The sequence below is a fragment of the Streptomyces doebereineriae genome (assembly GCF_031845645.1).
In the GTDB taxonomy this organism is placed as follows: domain Bacteria; phylum Actinomycetota; class Actinomycetes; order Streptomycetales; family Streptomycetaceae; genus Streptomyces; species Streptomyces canus.
The window spans coordinates 55696-78955 of the sequence record NZ_JAVREZ010000031.1; the positions used below are offsets into that span (position 1 = coordinate 55696).

20 protein-coding genes are annotated in these 23260 nt (G+C 70.8%); 6 read left to right on the top strand and 14 right to left on the bottom strand.

Going from position 1 to position 23260, the window contains the following annotated elements:
* Positions 1 to 3 precede the first annotated feature (3 nt).
* Entirely contained in the window at positions 4 to 1143 is a 1140-nt protein-coding gene (locus RNB18_RS47445; protein ID WP_311720392.1) for an alkene reductase, read from the top strand.
* On the opposite strand, the gene RNB18_RS47450 is transcribed toward RNB18_RS47445, so the two are convergent.
* Genes RNB18_RS47450 through RNB18_RS47460 form a run of 3 tightly spaced genes read right to left on the bottom strand, consistent with a single transcriptional unit; the run spans position 1092 to position 3933 of the window.
* Positions 1092 to 2279 carry a dipeptidase gene (locus tag RNB18_RS47450; RefSeq protein WP_311720393.1) on the bottom strand — a complete coding sequence of 396 codons (1188 nt, stop codon included), beginning with the start codon at positions 2277 to 2279 and terminating at the stop codon, positions 1092 to 1094. The genes RNB18_RS47445 and RNB18_RS47450 overlap by 52 nt on opposite strands.
* Positions 2276 to 2797, bottom strand: coding sequence for a 5-(carboxyamino)imidazole ribonucleotide mutase (purE, locus tag RNB18_RS47455; RefSeq protein WP_311720394.1), 522 nt, complete (start codon positions 2795 to 2797; stop codon positions 2276 to 2278). Before purE ends, RNB18_RS47450 begins: the two co-directional genes overlap by 4 nt.
* Positions 2794 to 3933, bottom strand: coding sequence for a 5-(carboxyamino)imidazole ribonucleotide synthase (locus RNB18_RS47460; RefSeq protein WP_311720395.1), 1140 nt, complete (start codon positions 3931 to 3933; stop codon positions 2794 to 2796). The genes purE and RNB18_RS47460 overlap by 4 nt, the downstream gene beginning before the upstream one ends.
* Positions 3934 to 4098: 165 nt before the next feature.
* On the opposite strand from RNB18_RS47460, the gene RNB18_RS47465 reads away from it, so the two are divergent.
* On the top strand, positions 4099 to 4617 hold the full coding sequence (locus RNB18_RS47465; RefSeq protein ID WP_311720396.1) for a GtrA family protein: 519 nt from the start codon (positions 4099 to 4101) through the stop codon (positions 4615 to 4617).
* A gap of 75 nt (positions 4618 to 4692) precedes the next feature.
* Here the strand turns inward: RNB18_RS47465 and RNB18_RS47470 are convergent, their stop codons facing one another.
* Together RNB18_RS47470 and RNB18_RS47475 are read right to left on the bottom strand one after the other, a co-directional pair.
* Positions 4693 to 5967, bottom strand: coding sequence for an ATP-binding protein (locus tag RNB18_RS47470; protein WP_311720397.1), 1275 nt, complete (start codon positions 5965 to 5967; stop codon positions 4693 to 4695).
* 30 nt (positions 5968 to 5997) lie between these two features.
* Complete coding sequence (locus RNB18_RS47475) at positions 5998 to 6675, bottom strand: response regulator transcription factor (RefSeq protein WP_057611579.1); 678 nt, start codon at positions 6673 to 6675, stop codon at positions 5998 to 6000.
* 296 nt (positions 6676 to 6971) lie between these two features.
* On the opposite strand from RNB18_RS47475, the gene RNB18_RS47480 reads away from it, so the two are divergent.
* Positions 6972 to 8516 carry a peptide MFS transporter gene (locus tag RNB18_RS47480; protein WP_311720398.1) on the top strand — a complete coding sequence of 515 codons (1545 nt, stop codon included), beginning with the start codon at positions 6972 to 6974 and terminating at the stop codon, positions 8514 to 8516.
* A 100-nt stretch (positions 8517 to 8616) separates the two neighbouring features.
* On the opposite strand, the gene RNB18_RS47485 is transcribed toward RNB18_RS47480, so the two are convergent.
* The 5 genes from RNB18_RS47485 to RNB18_RS47505 form a co-directional block, all read right to left on the bottom strand.
* Complete coding sequence (locus tag RNB18_RS47485) at positions 8617 to 9936, bottom strand: hypothetical protein (RefSeq protein ID WP_311720399.1); 1320 nt, start codon at positions 9934 to 9936, stop codon at positions 8617 to 8619.
* A gap of 2 nt (positions 9937 to 9938) precedes the next feature.
* Positions 9939 to 11030 (bottom strand): hypothetical protein, encoded by a 1092-nt coding sequence (locus tag RNB18_RS47490; RefSeq protein ID WP_311720400.1) that lies wholly within the window; start codon positions 11028 to 11030, stop codon positions 9939 to 9941.
* Between the two features lie 227 nt (positions 11031 to 11257).
* Positions 11258 to 11953, bottom strand: a complete 696-nt coding sequence (locus RNB18_RS47495) for an LPXTG cell wall anchor domain-containing protein (RefSeq protein WP_311720401.1) — start codon at positions 11951 to 11953, stop codon at positions 11258 to 11260.
* Positions 11954 to 12085: 132 nt separating this feature from the next.
* The gene (locus RNB18_RS47500; RefSeq protein WP_311720402.1) at positions 12086 to 12580 is read right to left on the bottom strand and encodes an ATP-binding protein; all 495 of its coding nucleotides are present in this window, start codon (positions 12578 to 12580) and stop codon (positions 12086 to 12088) included.
* A 225-nt stretch (positions 12581 to 12805) separates the two neighbouring features.
* Entirely contained in the window at positions 12806 to 13186 is a 381-nt protein-coding gene (locus RNB18_RS47505) for an STAS domain-containing protein (protein ID WP_069764043.1), read from the bottom strand.
* A gap of 250 nt (positions 13187 to 13436) precedes the next feature.
* Here RNB18_RS47505 and RNB18_RS47510 point away from each other — a divergent pair, with 250 nt between their 5' ends.
* Both RNB18_RS47510 and RNB18_RS47515 read left to right on the top strand, forming a co-directional pair.
* Positions 13437 to 14339, top strand: coding sequence for an RNA polymerase sigma factor SigF (locus RNB18_RS47510; RefSeq protein ID WP_311720403.1), 903 nt, complete (start codon positions 13437 to 13439; stop codon positions 14337 to 14339).
* Between the two features lie 166 nt (positions 14340 to 14505).
* On the top strand, positions 14506 to 16023 hold the full coding sequence (locus RNB18_RS47515) for an RICIN domain-containing protein (protein WP_311720404.1): 1518 nt from the start codon (positions 14506 to 14508) through the stop codon (positions 16021 to 16023).
* A gap of 27 nt (positions 16024 to 16050) precedes the next feature.
* Here the strand turns inward: RNB18_RS47515 and hutI are convergent, their stop codons facing one another.
* The 4 genes from hutI to hutU all read right to left on the bottom strand — a co-directional run bounded on the left by hutI (position 16051) and on the right by hutU (position 21657).
* A complete protein-coding gene (gene hutI / locus RNB18_RS47520; RefSeq protein WP_311720405.1) occupies positions 16051 to 17376 on the bottom strand; it encodes an imidazolonepropionase in 1326 nt (441 codons plus the stop codon).
* Positions 17373 to 18710, bottom strand: a complete 1338-nt coding sequence (locus tag RNB18_RS47525; RefSeq protein ID WP_311720406.1) for a formimidoylglutamate deiminase — start codon at positions 18708 to 18710, stop codon at positions 17373 to 17375. Before RNB18_RS47525 ends, hutI begins: the two co-directional genes overlap by 4 nt.
* Positions 18707 to 19909, bottom strand: a complete 1203-nt coding sequence (locus RNB18_RS47530; RefSeq protein WP_311720430.1) for an allantoate amidohydrolase — start codon at positions 19907 to 19909, stop codon at positions 18707 to 18709. Before RNB18_RS47530 ends, RNB18_RS47525 begins: the two co-directional genes overlap by 4 nt.
* A gap of 83 nt (positions 19910 to 19992) precedes the next feature.
* A complete protein-coding gene (gene hutU, locus RNB18_RS47535; RefSeq protein ID WP_311720407.1) occupies positions 19993 to 21657 on the bottom strand; it encodes a urocanate hydratase in 1665 nt (554 codons plus the stop codon).
* A 168-nt stretch (positions 21658 to 21825) separates the two neighbouring features.
* Between hutU and RNB18_RS47540 the strand changes: the two genes are divergently transcribed.
* A complete protein-coding gene (locus tag RNB18_RS47540; protein ID WP_311720431.1) occupies positions 21826 to 23196 on the top strand; it encodes a type III PLP-dependent enzyme domain-containing protein in 1371 nt (456 codons plus the stop codon).
* The last annotated feature ends 64 nt before the right edge of the window (positions 23197 to 23260 follow it).

Genomic DNA, 23260 nt, shown 5'->3' on the forward strand with positions numbered 1-23260 from the left:
GTCATGACGAAGACACCGGACTTCCTGGCACCGGCCCGGCTCGGCCGGCTCGAACTTCCCCATCGCCTGGTGATGGCCCCGCTCACCCGCAACCGCGCGGAGGCCGACGGCACCCCGACCGACCTCATGGTCACCTACTACGCCCAGCGCGCCTCCGCCGGCCTGATCATCGGTGAGGCCGCCACACCGAACGCGGTCGGGCAGACGTATCCGAACATCACCGCGCTCCACACCGACCGGCACACGGCCGGCTGGCGGGGGGTGACCGAGGCCGTGCGGGCGCGCGGCGGGCGGATGTTCCTCCAGCTCCAGCACGGCGGCCGGGTCGGCCATCCGGCGACCACGGGCCTGATGCCGGTCGCGCCGTCCGCCGTACCGCTTCCGGAGACGATCTTCACTCCGGGCGGACACCGGGCGGCCGTCGTGCCCCGGGAGATGACCGCGGCCGATATCCGGTCCACCGTCGCCGACTTCGCCGCCGCCGCCCGCCGGGCCGTGGAAGCGGGCTTCGAGGGCGTCGAGGTGCACTCGGCCAACGGGCATCTGCTGCACCAGTTCCTCGCCGGAAACACCAATCGCAGGACAGACGGCTACGGCGGGTCGGTGGAGCGCCGGGTGCGGTTCACGACGGAGGTCACCGAGGCGGTGGCCGACGCGATCGGCGCGGACCGGGTGGGCGTACGGCTCTCTCCCGGGAGCACGGTCAACGGTGTCGAGGAGGACGACACCGAGGTCCTCTACCCGGCTCTGCTGGCCCGGCTGAAGGGCCTGGACCTGGCCTACCTGCACCTCGTGCACGCCGACCCCGGCACACGGTGGTACCGCGGGATCCGCGCCGACTGGCCCGGCGTCCTGATCGGCAACCCGGTGCTGTCCGGGCTCACCACCGGGGCCGTCACCCGGGCGGCCCACGACATGCTGGCCGCCGGGGCCGACCTGGTCGCCCTCGGACGGCCGTTCCTCGCCAACCCGGACCTGGTGGACCGGCTGCGGCGGGGCGCGCCCCTCAATCCGGTCCGGGACCGGTACCTGATGTACGTGGGCGGGGCGGACGGCTACACCGACTACCCCGCCCTGGAGACCGATGGCGGTCAGCCGTCCAGCGACTCGATGGTGGCGTTGGACGGCGCACGGGTCGCCTGAAGGCCCCGGGCCACGTCCTCCGCCGCGCCCAGCACCCGGACCGCGTTCTGCCAGGTCAGCTTGGCGAGGTCGGGCTTCGACCAGCCGCGGGCCAGGAGTTCGGCGATGAGGTTGGGGTAGCCGGAGACGTCGCTGAGGCCGTCGGGGGTGAAGGCCGTGCCGTCGTAGTCGCCGCCGATGCCGATGTGGTCCACGCCGGCCACCTCGCGCATGTGGTCCAGGTGGTCGGCCACCGTCGAGACCGTGGCGACCGGGCGCGGGTTGCGCTCCTCGAAGGCGCGGTGCACCTTCATCGCCTCCGGGGTGGTCGCGAGGTGGTGGAAGCCGTGCTCGCGCATGTTCTCGTCGGCCGCGGCCGTCCAGTCGACGGCGGCCTGGAGGACGAACTTCGGGACGAAGGTCACCATCGCCATGCCACCGTTGGACGGCAGACGTTCCAGGACGTCGTCCGGGATGTTGCGCGGGTGGTCGCACACCGCCCGCGAGGAGGAGTGCGAGAAGATCACCGGTGCCTCGCTCACGTCCAGCGCGTCCCGCATGGTCGTCGCCGCCACGTGCGAGAGGTCCACGAGCATGCCCTCGCGGTTCATCTCCCGGACCACCGCACGGCCGAAGGCCGACAGCCCCCCGACGCCGGGCTCGTCGGTCGCCGAGTCCGCCCAGTCCACGTTGTCGTTGTGGGTGAGGGTCATGTAGCGCACGCCGAGCGCGTACAACGCGCGTAGCGTGGCGAGGGAGTTGGCGATGGAGTGGCCGCCCTCGGCACCCATGAGGGAGGCGATACGGCCCTGAGAGCGCGCCGCCTCCATGTCGGCGGCCGTCAGCGCGGGCGTCAGCGTGTGCGGGTACCGCGCGACCAACTGCCGTACGCAGTCGATCTGTTCCAGCGTCGCCGGCACCGCGTCGGGCAGATCCGAGCGGACGTACACCGACCAGTACTGCGCACCGACCCCGCCCGCCCGCAGCCGCGCCAGGTCGGTGTGCAGGTGGGCCGACTGGTCCGTGGCGATGTCCCGCGCGTCGAGGTCGTAGCGGACCTGTTCGCGCAGCGCCCACGGGAGGTCGTTGTGGCCGTCGACGACCGGGAACTCGCGCAGGAGTTCCCGGGCCGTCGCCAGCGGTCCCACGGCCGTCACTTGCCGAAACCGAAGCCGCTGGAGCCCTCGGCCTTGGCGCGCAGGCGCTTGCCCTTCTCGGTGGCCTGGTCGTTGAGCTCCTGCTGGAACTCCCGCATCCGGCCGAGGAGTTCCTCGTCGTGGGCGGCGAGGATGCGGGCCGCGAGAAGACCGGCGTTGCGGGCACCGGCGACGGAGACGGTCGCGACCGGGACACCGGCCGGCATCTGCACGATGGAGAGCAGCGAGTCCATGCCGTCGAGGTACTTCAGCGGGACCGGGACGCCGATGACGGGGAGGGGGGTGACGGAGGCGAGCATGCCGGGAAGGTGGGCGGCGCCGCCCGCGCCCGCGATGATCACCTTCAGACCCCGCTCGGCCGCCTGCTCGCCGTACGCGATCATCTCGCGCGGCATGCGGTGCGCGGAGACGACGTCGACCTCGTACGCGATCTCGAACTCGTCGAGGGCCTGGGCGGCGGCCTCCATGACGGGCCAGTCGCTGTCCGAACCCATGACGATGCCAACAACGGGGCTCATTCGGTGATCGTGCCTCTCAGGTAGCCGGCAGCGTGACGTGCGCGTTCGAGAACGTCGTCCAGGTCGTCGCCGTAGGTGTTGACGTGGCCGACCTTGCGGCCGGGCTTCACGTCCTTGCCGTACATGTGGATCTTCAGCTTGGGGTCGCGGGCCATGCAGTGCAGGTACGCGGAGTACATGTCGGGGAAGTCGCCGCCGAGGACGTTGACCATCACGGTCCACTTGGCGCGGGGACGCGGGTCGCCGAGCGGGAGGTCGAGGACGGCCCGGACGTGGTTGGCGAACTGGGAGGTGATCGCGCCGTCCATCGACCAGTGGCCCGAGTTGTGCGGGCGCATCGCCAGTTCGTTGACGAGGACGCGGCCGTCGCGGGTCTGGAAGAGCTCGACGGCGAGGTGGCCGACGACGTCCAGTTCCTTGGCGATGAACAGGGCCATCTGCTCGGCCTTGAGGGCGAGGGTCTCGTCGAGGCCGGGCGCGGGGGCGATCACGGTGTCGCAGACGCCGTTCACCTGCTGGGACTCGACGACCGGGTAGGCGACGGCCTGGCCGTGCGGCGACCGTACGACGTTGGCGGCGAGCTCGCGGACGTAGTCGACCTTCTCCTCGGCGAGCACGGGGACACCGGCCCGGAACGGGTCCGCGGCCTCCTCGACGGAGTCGACGACCCACACGCCCTTGCCGTCGTAGCCGCCGCGGACGGTTTTGAGGACGACGGGGAAGCCGTCGCCCTCCGCCGCGAAGGCCGCCACGTCCTGGGGATCGCTGACGATGCGGTGCCGTGGGCACGGGACGCCGATCGCGTCGAGCCGCGCGCGCATCACGCCCTTGTCCTGGGCGTGCACGAGCGCCTCGGGGCCGGGGCGCACGGGGATGCCGTCCGCCTCCAGGGCCCTGAGGTGCTCGGTGGGTACGTGTTCGTGATCGAAGGTGATCACGTCGCACCCGCGCGCGAAGTCGCGCAGCGTGTCGAGGTCGCGATAGTCGCCGATGACGACGTCGCTCACCACCTGCGCCGCGGAATCCTGAGGGGTGTCACTGAGGAGCTTGAACCTGATGCCGAGCGGGATGCCTGCCTCGTGTGTCATACGAGCGAGCTGGCCTCCGCCGACCATGCCGACTACGGGGAACGTCACGACCCCAGGGTATCGGTCACGCCACGGCGGCTGGATTCAGCGCCTCTTATCGGTCCTCTTACCAGCTTGTTTCCCTGTCTGTGAGTTCGTCCACAGGCAATGGGCCAGAGGGGTGGTTAGCATGGCTGAGTTGACGAAACCAATCGACTGGGGGCCTGTACGACCATGGAACATGGTTCCTCAGGGCTGCGAAGGATCGTTCGCGAGGTCGCCAAATTCGGTGCGGTCGGCGGAGCGGGCCTCCTCGTCAACCTCGTCGTGTTCAACCTCGTACGGCATCTCACCGAGCTTCCGGTGGTCCGTGCGAGCGTCGTCGCCACGGTCGTGGCGATCGTCTTCAACTACATAGGGTTCCGGTACTTCACGTACCGTGACCGCGACAAGAGTGGCCGCACCAAGGAACTGACGCTGTTCCTGCTGTTCAGCGTGGTCGGACTGGTCATCGAGAACGGCATCCTGTACGCCGCTACCTACGGCTTCGGCTGGGACAGCCCCCTGCAGAGCAACATCTTCAAGTTCGTCGGTATCGGCATCGCCACCCTCTTCCGCTTCTGGTCCTACCGCAGCTGGGTCTTCAAGACCCTCCCCGCCCGCGAGGCGGTGGCGAGCGCGGAGTCCTTCCTGGAGGAGGCGGAGCAGGCGCCGGCCAGGAAGCCGTCCCGACCCGAGCAGCGCGTGCTCTGACCCAGGCCCCTGACTCACCCTCCCCGGCTCAGCCCGGGCGGCTCTGACTCACCCCCCCGGCTCAGCCCGCGCAGCTCACCGCACCATCGGCTCGTCGTCGTCCAGCACCGTCGACTTCAGCGGGGTGCGGGAGAGGAACAGGCCGAAGACCGGGGGCTGGGCCTGGAGCATTTCCAGGCGGCCGCCGTCGGCCTCCGCCAGGTCCCGGGCGACCGCGAGGCCGATGCCCGTGGAGTTGCGGCCGCTGATGGTGCGCTCGAAGATCCGCGCGCCGAGGTCGGCGGGGACGCCGGGGCCCTCGTCGGTGACCTCGATGACGGCCTGGTTGCCGGTGACGCGGGTGCGCAGCGCCACCGTGCCGCCGCCGTGCATGAGGGAGTTCTCGATCAGCGCGGCCAGGACCTGGGCCACGGCACCGGGCGTGCCGACGGCTGTGAGGTGCCGTTTGCCCGAGCTGACGATCGCCCGGCCCCCACTGCGGTACGCCGGCCGCCACTCCGCGAGCTGCTGCTGGATGACCTCGTCGAGGTCGAAGGTGACGGCGTTGCCGGCCCGGGGGTCGCGGGAGTTGGTCAGCAGCCGCTCGACCACGTCCGTCAGCCGCTCCACCTGGGTCAGCGCGACGTTCGCCTCCTCCTTCACCGTGTCCGGGTCGTCGGTGAGGGTGATCTCCTCGAGGCGCATCGAGAGCGCGGTCAGCGGCGTACGGAGCTGGTGGGAGGCGTCGGCGGCCAGGCGCCGCTCCGCCGTCAGCATGCGCGCGATGCGCTCGGCGGAGGAGTCCAGCACATCGGCGACCCGGTCCAGCTCGGGGACGCCGTACCGCTTGTGGCGGGGCCGTGGGTCGCCCGAGCCGAGGCGTTCCGCGGTCTCGGCGAGGTCGGTCAGCGGTGAGGCCAGTTTGTTGGCCTGGCGGATCGCGAGCAGCACCGCGGCGATCACCGCGAGGAGTGCCACGAGGCCGATGATCAGCAGCGTGCGGCCGACCTCCCGGGTCACCGAGGAGCGCGGCTCCTGCACGGTGACCGTCTCGCCCTCCTCGCCCTTCTCCGTGGAGCTGATGACCTGGCCGACCGACTTGGAACCGACCTCGATCGGCGGCTTTCCGGGGATCCGGATCACGGCGTACCGTTCCTGCGCGACCTGGTCGCGCAGGATCTCCGCGGTCACGTCCTCCGCGGCGAAGAGCCGGCTGTCCACGATCCCGGCCAGCCGGATCGCCTCGGAGTCGACCCGCTCCTGGGCGCTGTTGCTGATGGTGCGGGTCTCGACGATGACGAGGGAGACGCCGAAGACGGCGATCACCACGAGCACTACGGCGAGCGTGGACTGGATCAGTCGACGGCGCATGTCCTCTTACCTAGCCGGATACCCAGGGATTCAGCTCTTCTCGAAGCGGAAGCCCACTCCTCGTACCGTCGCGATGTACCGCGGGTTGGCCGCGTCGTCGCCGAGCTTCTTGCGGAGCCACGAGATGTGCATGTCGAGTGTCTTGGTCGACGACCACCACGTGGTGTCCCAGACCTCGCGCATCAGCTGGTCCCGGGTCACCACCCGCCCCGCGTCCCGCACCAGCACCCGCAGCAGGTCGAACTCCTTCGCGGTGAGCTGGAGTTCCTCGTCGCCCATCCACGCCCGGTGCGACTCGACGTCGATGCGCACCCCGTGGGTGGCCGGCGGCTGGGCCGGCTCGGACGCCCCGCGTCGCAGCAGGGCCCGGACCCGGGCGAGCAGCTCGGCGAGCCGGAAGGGCTTGGTCACGTAGTCGTCGGCGCCCGCGTCGAGACCGACGACGGTGTCCACCTCGTCGGCACGTGCGGTCAGGATGAGGATCGGTACGGCGTGGCCTTCGGCGCGCAGTCGGCGGGCCACCTCGAGGCCGTCCATGCCGGGCAGACCCAGGTCGAGGACGACCAGGTCGATGCCGCCCTGCATTCCGGCGTCGAGTGCGGTGGGGCCGTCCTCACGCACCTCGACCTCGTACCCTTCCCGGCGCAGGGCGCGGGCCAGCGGCTCCGAAATGGACGCATCGTCCTCGGCGAGCAGTACACGGGTCATGAGCTGATGGTAGACCGCTCTTGAAAGATGCTGTGGTGTGATCGCAACCCAGTGGTTCTTACCTTTTATGGATGTGGTGTGAACCTGCGAGTATGGGGTGCCAATCCCGTAACGACCTTAGAAACAGGGTGTACGGTTCCTCGGTCACCTGTGATTCACGTCTCAAGTCCTTTCATTTCCGGCCGTATCCTGCCGTATGGTGAATCAATGCCTGTCGCATCGTGGGGGCCTTTGGCGCATATCTGTCGCTGAAGGTCTCTTTTGTGTGCGGTAATCCCCACCAGCAAGGAACGACCATGGCGTCCAGCCTGACGAAGGGCTCGGTGACTCCGGGCACCCCCGGTTCCGACAAAGCCTTCTTCGGCCACCCCCGCGGACTGGCCACACTCTTCATGACCGAGATGTGGGAGAGGTTCTCCTACTACGGCATGAAGGCCCTGCTCACCGTCTACCTGCTCTCCGGCGGCCCCGACGCCGGCAAGGGCAGCATGGGCGGCGGCCTCGCGATGGACCTGGCGACCACCACCGTGATCGTCTCCGTCTACTCGGCGATGGTCTATCTGCTCGCCATGCCCGGCGGCTGGCTCGGCGACCGCGTCTGGGGCCCGCGCAAGACCGTGGCCATCGCGGCCGTCACGATCATGTGCGGCCACCTGGTGCTGGCGCTGCCCGGCGGCCAGGCCCCGTTCTTCGCCGGTCTCGCGCTCGTCGCGGCCGGTTCCGGTCTACTCAAGGCCAACATCTCCACGATGGTGGGCCACCTGTACGACGGCCCGGACGACCCGCGCCGCGACGGCGGCTTCACGATCTTCTACATGGGTATCAACGCGGGCGCCTTCTTCGCCCCGCTGGCCATCGGCACCGTCGGCCAGGAGGTCAGCTGGCACCTCGGCTTCGGCATGGCCGCGGTCGGCATGGCGATCGGTCTGGCCGCGTTCCTGCTCGGCACCCGCAACCTGAGCCCGCAGAGCAACCTCGTGCCCAAGCCCCTGGCGGCCGAGGAGCGCGCGGCCTGGCTGCGCAAGGGCCTGTTCTGGGTGATCGCCGCGACCGTCTTCTACGGCGTCGTCGGCTTCACCGGCCACTTCACGCTGAACTGGGCGATGATCCCGCTCACCGTCATCGGTCTGGTCGTCCCGGCGGGTGTGCTGCTGCGCATCAAGCGGGACAAGGAACTGACGACCGCCGAGCAGTCGAAGATGTCCGGCTACATCTGGTTCTTCGTCGCGGCCGCCGTGTTCTGGATGATCTACGACCAGGGCGCGTCCACGGTCCAGGCGTTCGGCTCGAACGACCAGAAGACGGCCGGCTCACTGCTCGGCTTCGACTTCCCGACCTCCTGGTACCAGTCGCTGAACCCGCTGTTCATCATGGCGCTGGCCCCCGTCTTCGCCTGGCTGTGGGTGTGGCTGAACCGCAAGGGCAAGGAGCCCGGCACCATCGTGAAGTTCGCGATGGGCCTGGTCCTGGTCGGTGTCTCGTTCTTCTTCTTCCTGGTCCCGATCGCCATGGCGGCGAACGGCACCGCCGTCAGCCCGATGTGGCTCGTGGGCATCTACTTCATCCAGACCGTGGGTGAGCTGTGCCTCTCGCCGGTCGGCCTGTCGGTGACGACGAAGATGGCTCCCGCGAAGTACGCCTCGCAGATGATGGGTGTCTGGTTCCTCGCGGTCACCGCGGGCGACTCGATCACCGGCCTGCTGTCCAACCCGGCGATCGCCGGGGTCGACCTCAGCGGGACGTCCGCGGTGTTCGGTGAGGCGGCGCTCGCGGTTCTCGCCGGGTTCGCGGTGTGGATGTACCGGCGGAAGGTGAAGTCTCTTATGGGGGACGTTCGTTAGGGCCGGCACTTGAAGCGACGGGGCCGTTGGAATCCAGGTGGGTTCCGGCGGCCCCGTCGGTTCATGTGCTGTGCGCGGTTCCCCGCGCCCCTGAAGGGCGTTACCTCATCCGCCTTCCAGGCATGAACGTGAACACGGCCGCCCCCAGCAGCACCGCCGTCCCCGCCACCAGGCCCAGTGCCTTCAGCGCGGCGTGGTCGTCCGCACCCGTGGCCGCCAGGCCGCCGCTCGTCGACGTACCGGACGAGGAACCGCCGGAGGACGACGAACCGCCCGACGCCCCGCCCTCCTGCTCCTTTGTGTTCAGGGTCAGGGAGACCTGCGTCCGGTCCGGCTTGCAGGTCGTGGTCGTGCCCAGTGCCTTGATCGTCAGGACACCCGGCGACAGCGTCGACTCACCCGTCGCACCCGGCTTGTACGTGCCCGTCATGTCCGGGATCTCTATCGGGTCGCCGGACTTGATGGCCTCGGAGTTGGTGGGGCCCTCGACATGGACCGAGCCCTTGTCGTCACCGCCCAGAACCACGTCCATGGAGGGCTTGACCGAGTCCGCGGGGATGTCGGCGGGGCTGTCCATCGGGGAGTTCTTGAACTGCACGGTGAGGCCGTAACTGCCGCCGTTCTTCTTGGCGTTGATCTGGATCGTGGAGGTGGCCTTCTTCTCACCGAGGGGCGACTGGCAGGTGTAGGGGATGTCGACCGCCTTGCCGGTGAAGTCGGTCCGGCCGTCGTCCGACGCGGTGGAGGTCGGGCTCGCGGTGTCCGTGGGGGTCGCGCTGTCGGTCGGCGTGGCACTGTCGGTCGGGTCGGGGGACTGGGACTCCGTCCCGGTCGGCGTGGGTGTCGACGTCCCGTCGCCCTCCGCCACGGTGACCGTCGCCGCCTTCGGCACCGTCTCCGTCGGTGTGCACACCGTGTTCGTCCCCATCGCGTTCACCGTGTACGCGCCCGGCGTCAGGGTGAGTTCCCCGGCCGCCGTCAGCTTCAGCGTGCCCTTCATGTCGGACAGCACCATGTCGCCGCCCTTGGGGATCGCCGGGTTCTCGCGCGGCCCCGTCATCGCGATGTCGGCGGTCTGCGCGCCCGCGGCCTTCAGTGTGCCGGTCGGCTGGACCGAGTTGGCGGGCAGGTCGATGATGTCCGGGTTCTTCGACGCGGCCTGCGTGAACTTCCACACCACGTCGATCTCGTCGCCGACCTTCGCGGTGGCCGGCACGGTGATCTCGACCTTGGTGGTGCCGTCGACGGGGTCGAGTCCGACGCCCGCGGGCGGCACGCACCGGGTCGCGAACGACACCTCCGCGGCCTGGGCGGGCCCGGCGGCCAGACCGAGCACCACGCCCGCCCCGGCCAGCACCAGCGCCGCACCCGCCGCGCCCACTCTTCTCGGCCCGTCGGCCGGTGTGACTCTCCTTCGCATGTTCACGGGGATCCCTCTCTGGTGGGAGTCGTCGGACTCGTCGGGCTGTCGTCGTGCGGTGCGGAGAGCCGGCCACCGGCCGCGCCCGGATCCGCGTCCGGGCTGAACCACGGCAGGGTGGACGTCGGGGTGGCCGCGTGCGCGGCCGTGGAGGGCTTGAAGCCCGGGAGGCGCAGGGCGAGTTCGGGCAGCCGCAGTCCGCGGTGCCGGATGCCTCCGGCGGGCCGTGGCCGTACCCGGTCCACCACCGCCATGCCGATGCGGAACAGCGCGGCGGGCACCACCAGGCAGACCAGGATCCAGAACAGGGTCACGCCCCAGGGCCGGCCCACGTCCCAGGGCTGCTCGGCCAGCACCTTGCCGCCGTACTTCAGCGACACCGTGTACTCGCCGTGCGCGCCTCCCGTCAGCTCGACGGGCAGTTCGAGCCGCGCCTTTTTGCCCGGCTGGATCGTGCCGCGCCACTGCTGTTCCTCCCACTGCGGGGCGAACACGCCGTGTGCGGTGCCGACTTGGAAGACGGGGTTCTTGACGGCGGAGGTGCCGACGTTGCCGACGGTGAAGACGAGGGTGCGGGCGGGGGGCGCCCCGAACCAGGTCAACAGGCCGCCCGAGCCGTCGAGCCGGGTGTCGGTGAGGACGGACAGCCGCCCGCCGGCCGTCTCGGCGGGCAGCGGCTCCACGGCGTGTCCGGCCACCTGGAAGATCGCGTCGGCCTCGGCCTTCGCCCCGGTCACCGTGGCCACGTGCACCACGCAGGGACAGGGCACCGGCGGCTCCGCGACGGGCAGTTTCCTGCTGAAGCGCCCCTTCGCGTCCGTGGTGACGGCCCGGCCGTCCGCGTTGGCACAGGAGTTGGTGCCACCGGGCACCCCGCGAGACGGGACCGCCTGTCCGCAGATCAGGATCATCAGCAGCGCCCGCTCACGCCATCCGCCGCCGCTCACGGTGATCGAACTCCCGATCCCTGCCTGGGACTTGGACAGCTTGACACTCGGCTGGTCCGCCGCGGTCGCCGTCCCCGCCAGGGGCGCGAGCAGCAGCGCGAGCACCGCCACCAGCACCGCCCACCGCACCCTGCCGCTCGGGCTCACGTCGTCACTCCCGTCAACTCGGCCTCCGTACACGGGGATTCGGGCCCGGATGCGGCCGTACGACGCCCCGGACGCCGTACCCGCGGCCAATCGCCCCCCGCCACCACGCCGTGGGGCGTGCCGGACCACCTGTCGGCATCGCGAGCCTGCGGGATCGGCGGAGGCAGGACACGGGCGGTGGACGGCATGGGCGGCTCCAGCTGTCGTACGAAAGCGGTCCGGGCCGCTCAGCGGCGCGCGCGGGCCGCCTGGTTGCGCCGGGTCAGCCACAGCGCGCCGGCCGCGCCCGCGAGCAGTACCGTGCCGCCGAGCGTGCCGAGGGCGATCGCCGAGTCCTCGGGACCTGTCTGCGGGAGGGCGGAGCCGCTGTCGGACGCGTTGCTGTCGCTCTGGGTGCCGCCGGAGGAGCCCGAGGCGGCGGTGACGTCCAGTGTCAGCGAGGCACCGGGGCTGTTGGTCGGTGTGCAGGTGGTCGTCGTGCCGAGCGCCTTGATGGTGAGCACGCCCGCCGTGAAGGTGACCTTGCCGGACTTCTTCGGGGTGTACGTCCCGGTCAGGTCATTGATCTTGATGGGGGTGTTGGCGGGGACGGTCGCCTGGTTGGCCGGGCCCGTCACGCTCAGGGTCCCGCTGTCGGCGCCGCCCAGCTTGATGGTGGCGCTCGGGTTCATCGCGCCCTTGCCGAGATCGACCGGGCTGGACGAGACGCCCTTCTGCCAGGACATGGTGAGCTTGTAGCCGCTGCCGCTCTTGACGCCCTTGATGTCGATGGGCGAGACGGCGCTCTTGTCACCGATCGGTGTCTTGCACTGGTAGTTGACGTTCACGACCTCGGCATGGGCAGCGGGGGCGGCCATGAGCACCGCCGAGCCGGCCAGAGCCGCGATGGACGCGAGCGCGGCGGTTCGTTTCGGGTACGACACGGTTCCGCTCCCCTTACTCGTTCCTGACGGCACATCAGATCGGCCGTCAAGGTACGCCGGGGCACCAGAGGAAGGAAGAGAAAGTAAGTGTCGGAACTGTGGGGACAACAATGGGAGAGCGCCGGGCCGGCGCTAGGCGGGCGCCCCGAGCTCCGCCCACACGGTCTTGCCGGCCAACCCGGGGGCCCGTACGACTCCCCAGTCCAGGCAGAGCCGCTGCACGATGAACATCCCGTGCCCGCCCGGCCGTCCCGCCCGGTGCGGAGTCCGCGGCGCCGGCTGCCCGGTGCCCTTGTCCGAGACCTCGAGGCGGATCACCTTGTTGTCACAGGAGATCCGCAACTGGTCCGGGCCCTCCGCATGCAGACACGCGTTCGTCACCAGCTCGGAGACGACGAGCAGCACGTCCTCCGCCACGGCCCGCCGGTCGGCGGACGCCGCCGGCAGCCACCCCCACGCGTACAACGCCTGCCGGGTGAAGTCGCGCGCGAGCGGGACGACCCCGCTCTCCCCCTCGAAGCTCAGCCGACGGACCTGCCTTCCCGTCGGCACCTCGGCTCCGCCGCCAGGCTCCACGCTGGGCTCCGGGTCACGGTCGCCCGGCGAGTAGGGCCGGGTGGTGCTCATCAGCGCTTCACCTCACCGATTCACCGGTTCACGATTCAAAACGTCACTGCGTGGTCGCTCACCGAACAGTCAGTACGGATGTCTCCTGCCCGAGCGGACCGGTAGAACACCCCTCCATTGGGGACGTATGTCCGACATGAAGGGTGTGACACCCGATGGGGACCGGCCGGAGGAGACGAGCGGGGCGCGAGCCAGGACACCGGGACCACCACTCGTCTCGCCGCCTCAGCCGCCGGATTCCTCGGCCAGGGCCTCGTCCAGGGTGTCGTGCACGGTGAAGACCGCGTCGGCCCCCGTGATCTCGAAAACCCGTGCCACGACCGGCAGCATGCCCGCGAGGTGCACGCCACCTCCCGCCGCCTCAGCTTTCAGCCGCGCCCCGAGCAGCACATTCAGTCCGGTGGAGTCACAGAACTCCAGCCGTGTGCAGTCGACGACAAGCCGGCTCTTCCCCTTGGCGAGGCAGTCCTCGAGTGGCTCACGCAACAAATCGGCCGTGTGGTGATCCAACTCACCTGCTGGAGTCACGACGGCGCTGGAGCCCTCTTGCCGCACCTCAACCAGAAGCCGGCCAGACTGTGCGCTGCCGACCGTCCCGCGGTCCATGCCGTCTCTCTCTCCCGACATCGTGGCTGCTGATGACGCCTTCGAACACTACGCCTTCTCCACACCCTCCGACACCCGAACAATCACACTCAAACGGACATAACCGCACAGAAAGCACTTGCGGTCGTGTCGGGAAACCGGGTAGGGCTAGTAGAGACACGTACTCGACACGGCCGGCTTTGGAGGCGCCGCACACCGCAGTGCACGGACTGGCTTCGGCAGCCTTATGCCGAGAACGATGGAGGACATCATGTCACCCCGGCTCGACGCCTCGCATACCCATCAGGCGACGTCGACATCCCCCCCGGAACATCTGAATCCCATCGAGCAGGACAGCGAAGTCGATGTGCTCGCCGGGCTCCCGGACATCCCACCCTTCGAAGAGGTGGGGGCCATGGACGCGCGAGCCCTCTCCAAGACCCTCTTCGCGCGGCTCGAGTCGCTGGAGGAGGGCACGCACGAGTATTCGTACGTCCGCAACACGCTCGTCGAACTGAACCTCGCCCTGGTCAAGTTCGCCGCCTCCCGCTTCCGCTCCCGCAGTGAGCCGATGGAGGACATCATCCAGGTCGGCACCATTGGCCTGATCAAGGCGATCGATCGCTTCGAACTCAGCCGCGGTGTGGAGTTCCCCACCTTCGCGATGCCAACCATCGTGGGTGAGATCAAGCGCTTCTTCCGGGACACCTCCTGGTCGGTGCGGGTGCCGCGTCGCCTCCAGGAGCTCCGGCTCGACCTGGCCAAGGCCGGCGACGAGCTGGCTCAGAAGCTCGACCGCGCCCCGACGGTGGGCGAGCTCGCCGAGCGTCTGGGGCTGTCGAAGGACGAGGTCGTCGAAGGCATGGCCGCCTCCAACGCGTACACCGCCTCCTCGCTGGACGCCCAGCCCGAGGAGGACGACTCCGAGGGTGCGCTGGCCGACCGGATCGGTTACGAGGACCACGGGCTGGAGGGCATCGAGTACGTCGAGTCCCTGAAGCCGCTGATCGCCGAACTCCCGTCCCGGGACCGCACGATCCTCTCGTTGCGCTTCGTCGCGGGCATGACCCAGTCGGAGATCGGCGACGAGCTCGGGATCTCGCAGATGCATGTCTCGCGGCTGCTGTCGCGGACTCTGGTACGGCTGCGCAAGGGGCTGACCGTCGAGGAGTGACGCGTCGGCACTACTGACCTGCGCGTGTGCCCGGTGTCCGGTGGGACACCGGGCACCGTGCGTTCGGGGTGGCTCGTGGTTACTCGGAGAAACCCTTTCCCCAGCGGTTCACTTCCCCCACTATGGTCCCTCACAGACTGGCCGGTACGTCAGGAGGAGGGTGCGCATGACTCGCCCCGACGGGGCGTCCGACGCCCGGCTCACGGAGCTGCTGCGCGCCGACACGGTCACGGCGTACGCGGCCCTGCTGGAGCTCCGCGCCCGCCACCAGCCCTCGGTCCTGGCCTACGCCCGCCTCTGCACGGCCGGTGAGAGCGCCGCACGGCAGCTGGCCGCGCAGACCTTCACCCTCGCGGCCCGGGAGACGGCCCGCGGGGTCGACCCCGGCGTCCCGTGGCGCCACCGGCTCCTGCTGCTGACGGCCCGGTCGGCGGCGGCGTGGGCCGGGGACGAGCGGGCGGCGGGCCTGGACCCGAGCGTCCTGCTGCTCCTGAACACGGCGGGGCCGGGTGGCCCGGTGCCGCCCATGCTCACCGCCTTCGAGTCCCTGCCGGCCCGCACCCAGGGTCTCGTCTGGTACGGCCTGGTGGAGGCCGAGCCGGAAGCCCGCACCGCCGACCACCTGGGCCTGACCCGGGAGGACGTGGTCTACGGCATGGAGGGGGCCCTGCAGTCCCTGGCCCGGACGTGTCTGAGGCTGCGCCTCGCCGCCTCGGACGACTCACGCTGCGCGGACTTCCGCCGCCTCATCGAGGAGTCCGTACGTCCGGACAGTCCCCGCGCCAGCACCGACCTGCACGCCCACATGGTCCGCTGCCCGCACTGCGCGGCGGCCCACGAGGAACTGTGCGCCTTGCGGGACACTCCGCGGTCGGCACTGGCAGAGGGGCTGCTGCCGTGGGGCGGGACGGCGTATGTGGGGCGGAGCACTGCCGAGCCGGAGGCGCGACCGCGGGCGGGGTCCCGTACGCGGTCCGGCACCTGGCCCCGTCCACGTCGGCTCGTCCTGGCCTCGGCGGCGCTGGGGGTGGCGCTCGCACCTCTGCTGCTGTTCCTGGTGTCACAGGGAGGTGACTCTCCGACGGGCGCGTCGGCCTCGGTTTCAGCCTCGGCCTCGGCTTCAGCGGGCGGGGTGCTGCCCGGCCCACCGCAGGTGACGGTGACGACGACGGTCTCGCCCTCGCCTTCCTCGACCAGCAGCAAACCGTCCCCCTCTGCTTCCCCTTCCGCGACAAGGAGTTCGGCACCGCCCCGGAGGACGAGCCCACCCCCGTTCCGCCCGCCGGGCGGCTCCTACGCCCAGGTGGTCAACGTCTCCACGGCCCGCTGCCTGGACGTCGACGGCGACTTCAGCAACGGCACCGACGTCGTCACCGCCCCCTGCTCCTCGGCCCGCTCCCAACGCTGGCGCGTCGACTCCGGCAGAGGTGTCCTCCAGTCCGCCGCCGACCCCGACTTCTGCCTCGACAGCCGCGGCGACGTCGACAAGGGCCTCGGCATCTGGTCCTGCGACTCGGTCGAGGGCGACAACAGCGACAACCTCCGCTTCACGGTCGACCCCGACGGGGTGATCCGCCCGGCGATCGCCATCGCGACGGGGATGACACCCGGGGGCGGGGACGGTGTGTCACTGGAGCCGCTGACGGGGGGTGCGGAGCAGCGGTGGCGGGCGGGGGCGGCGTGATCGTCGCGGCCGGCTCGTGCGGCCGGCTCAGGCCACGCGGGTGCCGCGCCGCCACACCCCGCTGACCAGCGGCACCCCTGGCCGGTACGCCAGGTGCACGTGGCTCGGGGCGTCCAGGAGGATCAGGTCGGCGCGGGCGCCCGGAGTGAGACGGCCGATGTCCTCGCGGCGTAGGGCGGCCGCTCCGCCCGCCGTGGCCGACCAGACGGCCTCGTCCGGGGTCATCCGCATGTCGCGTACCGCGAGGGCGATGCAGAAGGGCACCGAGGAGGTGAAGGAGGAGCCCGGATTGCAGTCCGTGGAGAGGGCGACGGTGACGCCCGCGTCCAGGAGGCGGCGGGCGTTCGGCCACTCGGCGCGCGTGGAGAACTCCGCGCCGGGGAGAAGCGTGGCGACCGTACGGCTGTTCGCCAGGGCGTCCACGTCCTCGGCGGTGAGGTGGGTGCAGTGGTCGGCGCTGGCCGCGTCCAGCTCGACGGCCAGCTGTACGCCGGGGCCGTAGGAGAGCTGGTTGGCGTGGATGCGGGGGTGCAGGCCCTTCGCCTTGCCCGCCGTGAGGATCGCGCGGGCCTGGTCGCCGTCGAAGGCGCCCTTCTCGCAGAAGACGTCGATCCAACGGGCGTACGGGGCGCAGGCGTCGAGCATCTCGCCGGTGACGAGGGAGACGTAGCCCGCCGGGTCGTCCGGGTAGTCCGGCGACACGATGTGGGCACCGAGGTAGGTGACCTCGTCGGTGTGGGCGGCGGCGATGCGCAGGGCCCTCGCCTCGTCCTCGACCGTCAGGCCGTAGCCGGACTTGGTCTCGAAGGTCGTCGTGCCCTGGCGCAGGGCCTCGGCCAGGTAGCGGGTGAGGCCCGCCTCCAGTTCGGCGTCCGTGGCCGCGCGGGTCGCGGCGACCGTCGTACGGATGCCGCCCGCGCTGTAGGCCCGCCCCGACATGCGGGCGTTGAACTCCTGCGTGCGGTCGCCCGCGAAGACGAGGTGGCTGTGGGAGTCGACGAAGCCGGGGAGGACCGCCCGGCCGCCCGCGTCGACCCGATTGTCAGTGGCGGGTGCTTTGCTTTGATCACCGGTCCACACGACGTGGTCGCCCTCGATGACGACGGCCGCGTCCTGGATCAGTCCGAGGGGAGATCCTCCCCCACTCTCGAATTTGCTCGAGCGGGGGGACCCCCATCCGAGAGAGGGGTCATTGGTGACCAGGGCGGCGATGTTGGTGATGAGCGTGCTTGCGGTGCTCGCGGAGTGGGCGGGGCTGACGGTCGTCGCGTTGCTCATGGCGTCCTCGGTGGCCTGGTCGGCGGTGGGGGCGGGTTCGGGGGCCGGCCGCGGGGGCGGGCGGCCCGGGGTCATCCGTGCAGCGCTGCGACGGCGTCCGCGAGAGCTTTCGGCACATCCGGCACGAGCGCGTGGACCCCGTCCCGTACGACGTGCCGCCCTCCCACGACCGTGTGCGACACGTCTGCTGCCGACGCGGCGAATACGGCCGTCTCGGCCCCGAGCCGCGGAAGCGGCCCTGCCGTCCTGACCGAGTCGAGGGCGATGGTGGTGAAGTCGGCGAGCGCGCCGGGCTCCAGGGTGCCGGCGCCGTCCCAGCCGAGGGCCGCGTGGCCGTCGGCCGAGGCCGCCCGCAGGAGCGCCGCCGCCGTCCAGTGACCTCGCCTGCGGGTGCGCAGGCGCTCGTTGAGCTCCATCGCGCGGGCCTCTTCGAGCAGGTCGATGACGGCGTGGCTGTCGGAGCCGAGGGAGAGCGGTGAGCCCCTGTGTTGCAGGGCGACCGCGGGTCCGATGCCGTCGGCCAGATCCCGTTCCGTCGTCGGGCACATGCAGGTGCCGGTGCCGCTGTCGCCGATCAGGGCGATGTCCTGGTCGGTGAGGTGGGTGTTGTGGACGCCGGTGGTGCGCGGCCCGAGGACACCGTGCTCGGCGAGCAGTTCGGTGGGTGTGCACCCGTGGGCCTCGCGGCACGCGTCGTTCTCTGCGGTCTGCTCGGACAGGTGCACATGGAGCGGGGTCCGCCGTTCCTCGGCCCAGCGCGCCACGGTCGCCAACTGGCCGGCGGGCACGGCCCGTACGGAGTGGATCGCCGCACCGATCCTCGCGTGATCCCGGTCCTTGAGAACTGAACAGCGTTCGGCCCAGGCGTCCGCGCTGCCGTCGGAGAAGCGGAGCTGGTGGCTGGTGGGCGGCTGTCCGAAGCCGGAGGAGAGATAGGCGGTGTCGAGGAGGGTGATACGGATACCGGCTTCGGCGGCGGCCTCGATCAGGGCCTCGCCCATGGCGTTGGGGTCGGCGTAAGGGGTGCCGCCGGGGGCGTGGTGCAGGTAGTGGAACTCACCGACCGCCGTCACGCCGGCCAGCGCCATCTCCGCGTACACGGCACGGGCCAGCGCGTGGTACGTCTGCGGGGTCAGCCTGTCGGCGACCGAGTACATGACCTCGCGCCAGGTCCAGAAGGTTCCGGAGCCGACCTGGACGGTGCCGCGCAGGGCCCGGTGGAAAGCGTGCGAGTGGGTGTTCGCCAGGCCCGGGAGCGTCAGTCCGCGCAGGATCTCGGCGCCGGGGGGCGGGGTGTCGGTGTCCGTACGGACGGCGGCGACGCGGCCGCCCTCCACGTCCACGGCCACCCCCGGCTCGACGTGGGTGTCGAGCCAGGCGTGCTCCAGCCAGTAGGTCTTCGGTGTCACCTGCAGGCCAGCCCTTCCAGTACGTCGGCGAGCGCGAGGACCCCGGCCACGCAGTCGTCCTCGTCGGCGGATTCCGCCGGGGAGTGCGAGACGCCCGTGGGGTTGCGCACGAACAGCATGGCGGTCGGGATGCTCCCGGAGAGGATCCCGGCGTCGTGTCCGGCGCCGGTACCCAGGACGGGCACCTTGAGACCGGTGCCGGTGCCCAGGATGCGGGCGAGTTCGTCGCGCAGGGCGTGGTCGAACTCGACGACGGGGGTGAAGGACTCCCGGACGACATCGAGGGCGATGCCGTGCGCCTGCGCGTACTCCCTGGCGGCCTTCTCGATCCCGCCGACCACCTGGTCGAGGCTCTCCTGGTCGGCGGCGCGGGAGTCGAGCCAGCCGCGCACCAGGGAGGGGATGGCGTTGACGCCGTTCGGCTCGACGGCGATCTTGCCGAAGGTGGCGACGGCACCGGCGAGTTCGGCCTCCCGGCGGGCGGCGAGCACGGTCTCGGCGTACGACAGCATGGGGTCGCGCCGGTCCACGAGGCGGGTGGTGCCGGCGTGGTTGGCCTCGCCCCGGAAGTCGAACCGCCAGCGGCCGTGCGGCCAGATGGCGCTCGCGATGCCGACCCGGTCGCCGGACAGGTCCAGCGACCGTCCCTGCTCGACGTGCAGCTCGACGAAGGCACCGATACGGGCGAGCCGTTGCGGGTCGGCTCCGATGCCGTCGGGGTCGTGTCCGGCGGCTTCCATGGCCCGCGGGAGCGTGACCCCCTCCCCGTCGGTCAGCCGGTGCGCCTGCTCGACGGTGAGCTGCCCGGCGGTGAGCCGGGACCCGACACAGGCGAGCCCGAACCGGGCGCCCTCCTCGTCCCCGAAGTTGACGATGGCGAGGGGCTTGGCGAACTCGGCCTGCCGCGCCCGCAGTTCATCGAGCGCGGCGAAGGAGGACACGACTCCGAGGGGCCCGTCGAAGGCGCCGCCGTCGGGCACGGAGTCGAGGTGCGACCCGGTGACGACGGCGTCCCCTTGGGCGGGGTCCCCCAGCCAGGCCCACTGGTTGCCGTTCCGGTCGACCTCGTAGGTCAGTCCGCGGGTTTCGGCCTGCTCCTTGAACCAGGCCCGGCACTCGGTGTCGGCCCCGGTCCAGGCGAAGCGCCGGTAGCCGTGGGAGTCGGGGTGCCGGCCGATGGGGAGCAGCTCGCGCCACATCTCCTGGAAGGAGGCGGTGCCGTGGCTCCGGACCGTTCCGGAGGTGCCGTGGCTCTGGAGTGTTCCTGAGGTGCCGCGCTCCGTCACGCCGAATCACCTTCACGCATCGGCACCCGCACACCCCGCTCGTCGGCGACGGACTCGGCGATGTCGTACCCCGCGTCCACGTGCCGGATGACACCCATGCCCGGGTCGTTCGTCAGCACCCGCCGGACCTTCTCCCCGCCCAGCTTCGTGCCGTCGGCCACCGTGACCTGCCCGGCGTGGATGGACCGCCCCATTCCCACGCCACCGCCGTGGTGGAGGGAGACCCAGGACGCGCCCGAAGCCACGTTGACCATCGCGTTCAGCAGCGGCCAGTCGGCGATCGCGTCGGATCCGTCGAGCATGGCCTCGGTCTCGCGGTACGGGGAGGCGACGGACCCGGCGTCCAGGTGATCCCGCCCGATCGCCAGCGGCGCCGCCAGCTCTCCGCTCGCCACCATGTCGTTGAACCGGTCCCCGGCCTTGTCCCGCTCGCCGTAACCGAGCCAGCAGATACGCGCGGGAAGGCCCTGGAAGTGGACCCGCTCCCCCGCCATCTTGATCCAGCGGGCGAGGGACTCGTTCTCGGGGAACAGTTCCAGGATCGCCTTGTCGGTCTTGGCGATGTCGGACGCCTCACCCGACAGCGCGGCCCAGCGGAAGGGTCCCTTGCCCTCGCAGAACAGCGGCCGGATGTAGGCGGGGACGAACCCGGGGAAGGCGAACGCCCGGTCGTATCCGGCGAGTTGGGCCTCGCCCCGGATCGAGTTGCCGTAGTCGAAGACCTCGGCGCCGGCGTCCATGAAGCCGACCATGGCCTCGACGTGCCGGGCCATCGACTCACGGGCGCGCACGGTGAACCCGGCCGGGTCCTTGGCGGCGGTGTCGGCCATGTCCTCGAAGTCCACGCCCACCGGCAGATACGCCAGCGGGTCGTGCGCGGAGGTCTGGTCGGTGACGATGTCGATGGGCGCGCCCTCGGCGAGCATGCGCGGCAGCAGCTCGGCCGCGTTGCCCAGCAGACCGATGGAGAGCGGGCGGCGGGCGTCCCGGGCCTCGACCGCGAGGTGGAGGGCGTGCTCCAGGCTGTCGGCCCGGACGTCGAGGTACCGGTGCTCGATACGGCGCTCGATCGCGCGCGGGTCGACGTCGATACAGATCGCGACACCGTCGTTCATGGTGACGGCGAGCGGCTGGGCGCCGCCCATCCCGCCCAGACCGGCCGTCAGGGTGATCGTCCCGGCGAGCGTGCCGCCGAACTTCTTCGCGGCGACGGCGGCGAAGGTCTCGTAGGTGCCCTGGAGGATGCCCTGGGTGCCGATGTAGATCCAGGAACCGGCGGTCATCTGGCCGTACATGGTCAGACCGAGGGCCTCCAGGCGCCGGAACTCCTCCCAGTTCGCCCAGTCACCCACCAGGTTGGAGTTGGCGATCAGGACGCGCGGGGCCCACTCGTGGGTCTGCATGACGCCGACGGGGCGACCGGACTGGACCAGCATGGTCTCGTCCTGCTTGAGGGTGCGCAGCGTGCGGACCATGGCGTCGAAGGAGCGCCAGTCGCGGGCGGCCTTGCCGGTGCCGCCGTAGACGACGAGCTTGTCGGGGTGCTCGGCGACCTCGGGGTCGAGGTTGTTCTGGAGCATCCGCAGGGCGGCTTCCTGCTGCCATCCCAGGGCGCTCAGTTCCGTACCGCGCGGCGCTCGTACGGGGCGGGGTCCTGACATGGTCTGCCTCCTGGGGCTCTGCTCCGGCTTATTGCTGTCGATATTCACATCCTGGCTTTCTGAATAGAACTAGTCAATACGTTCCGGCGTCAGCATCGGTAGGGCAGGGATGTTTCGTTCGGGCATCCGAACGCGGCGCGACGGCAGGGACGACGAGTAGGAGTCGTGGTGGACGAGTACGGCAACACCGGAGAAGGACGGGCCACCCGCCGGGACGAGGCGGTGCGCGCGGCCGTGGAGCAGGGCCTGCTGGGGCCGGACTCCCCCATCGTCGGGCTTCTCGACGTCACCGGGATCCGGGAGTCGGCGGCGGAGCTCCGCGCGGCCTTCGCCGAGGTCACCGCGCCGGGCACCCCGGTGCTGCACGCGTTCGCGGTGAAGGCGACCCCGCTGGTGCCGGTGCTGCGGCTGCTGCGCGAGGAGGGCATCGGCGCGGAGGTGGCGAGCCCGGGCGAACTCGCGCTGGCGCGGGCGGCGGGGCTGTCGCCGGCCCAGACCGTCCTGGACTCGCCCGCCAAGACGCCGGCCGAGCTCAGGGAGGCGCTGGCGCTGGGGATCGCCGTCAACGCGGACAACCCGCAGGAGCTGGACCGCATCGACGGCCTCGTGCGGTCGGCGGTCAGCCGCTCCCCCCTCGGGATCCGGGTCAACCCGCAGGTCGGCGGCGGCTCCATCGGGGCGACCTCCACGGCCACGGCGACCTCGAAGTTCGGGGTGGCACTGCGGGACGAGGGAGCGCGCGAGTGGGTCGTGCGCGCCTACCTCGACCGGCCCTGGCTGAGCCGGCTGCACGCGCACACCGGCTCGCAGGGCATCCCGCTTTCTCTGATGACCCAGGGCGTCGCGGAGACGTACGCACTCGCCGAGGAGATCAACCGGCGCATCGGGCGGCCGCAGATCGACACGATCGACATCGGCGGCGGACTGCCGGTGAACTTCGCCTCGGACGTGACGGCACCGACGTACGCGGAGTACGCGCGGGCGCTCAGGGATGCGGTACCGGGACTGTTCGACGGGCGGTACGGGCTGGTCACCGAGTTCGGGCGGTCGCTGCTGGCCAAGCACGGCACGATCGTGGCGCGGGTGGAGTACGCCAAGAGCGCGGGCGGGCGGGCGGTCGCGGTGACGCACGCGGGCGTGCAGGTGGCGACGCGGACGGTGTACGTGCCGGGGTCGTGGCCGCTCAGGATCACCGCGTACGACGGCAAGGGACGGCCCAAGAGCGGGCCCGAGGTGGTGCAGGACGTGGCCGGTCCCGCCTGTTTCGCGGGTGACCTGCTGGCCGAGGGGCGCGCACTGCCGCTGCTCGACCAGGGGGACTACGCGGCGGCACTGGACACGGGCGCGTACTACTTCGCGCACCACTACGCGTACAACTCGCTGGCCCGGCCGGGCATTTACGGCTTCGTCCCCGACCGGGCGGGAGGCGCTCGCTTCGCGACCGTGCGGGATCCGCAGACGCTCGCCTCGATCGTGGCCGAATCCGGTGGGGCGCACGCCGGTGCGCTCACCACCCTCCACGCACCCGGGAGCCGTTGACACGCAGCGGCGGATCAACTGATCAATTGGCCCGCGAACAAGGCAAGTTGACCCACTCTAGTCA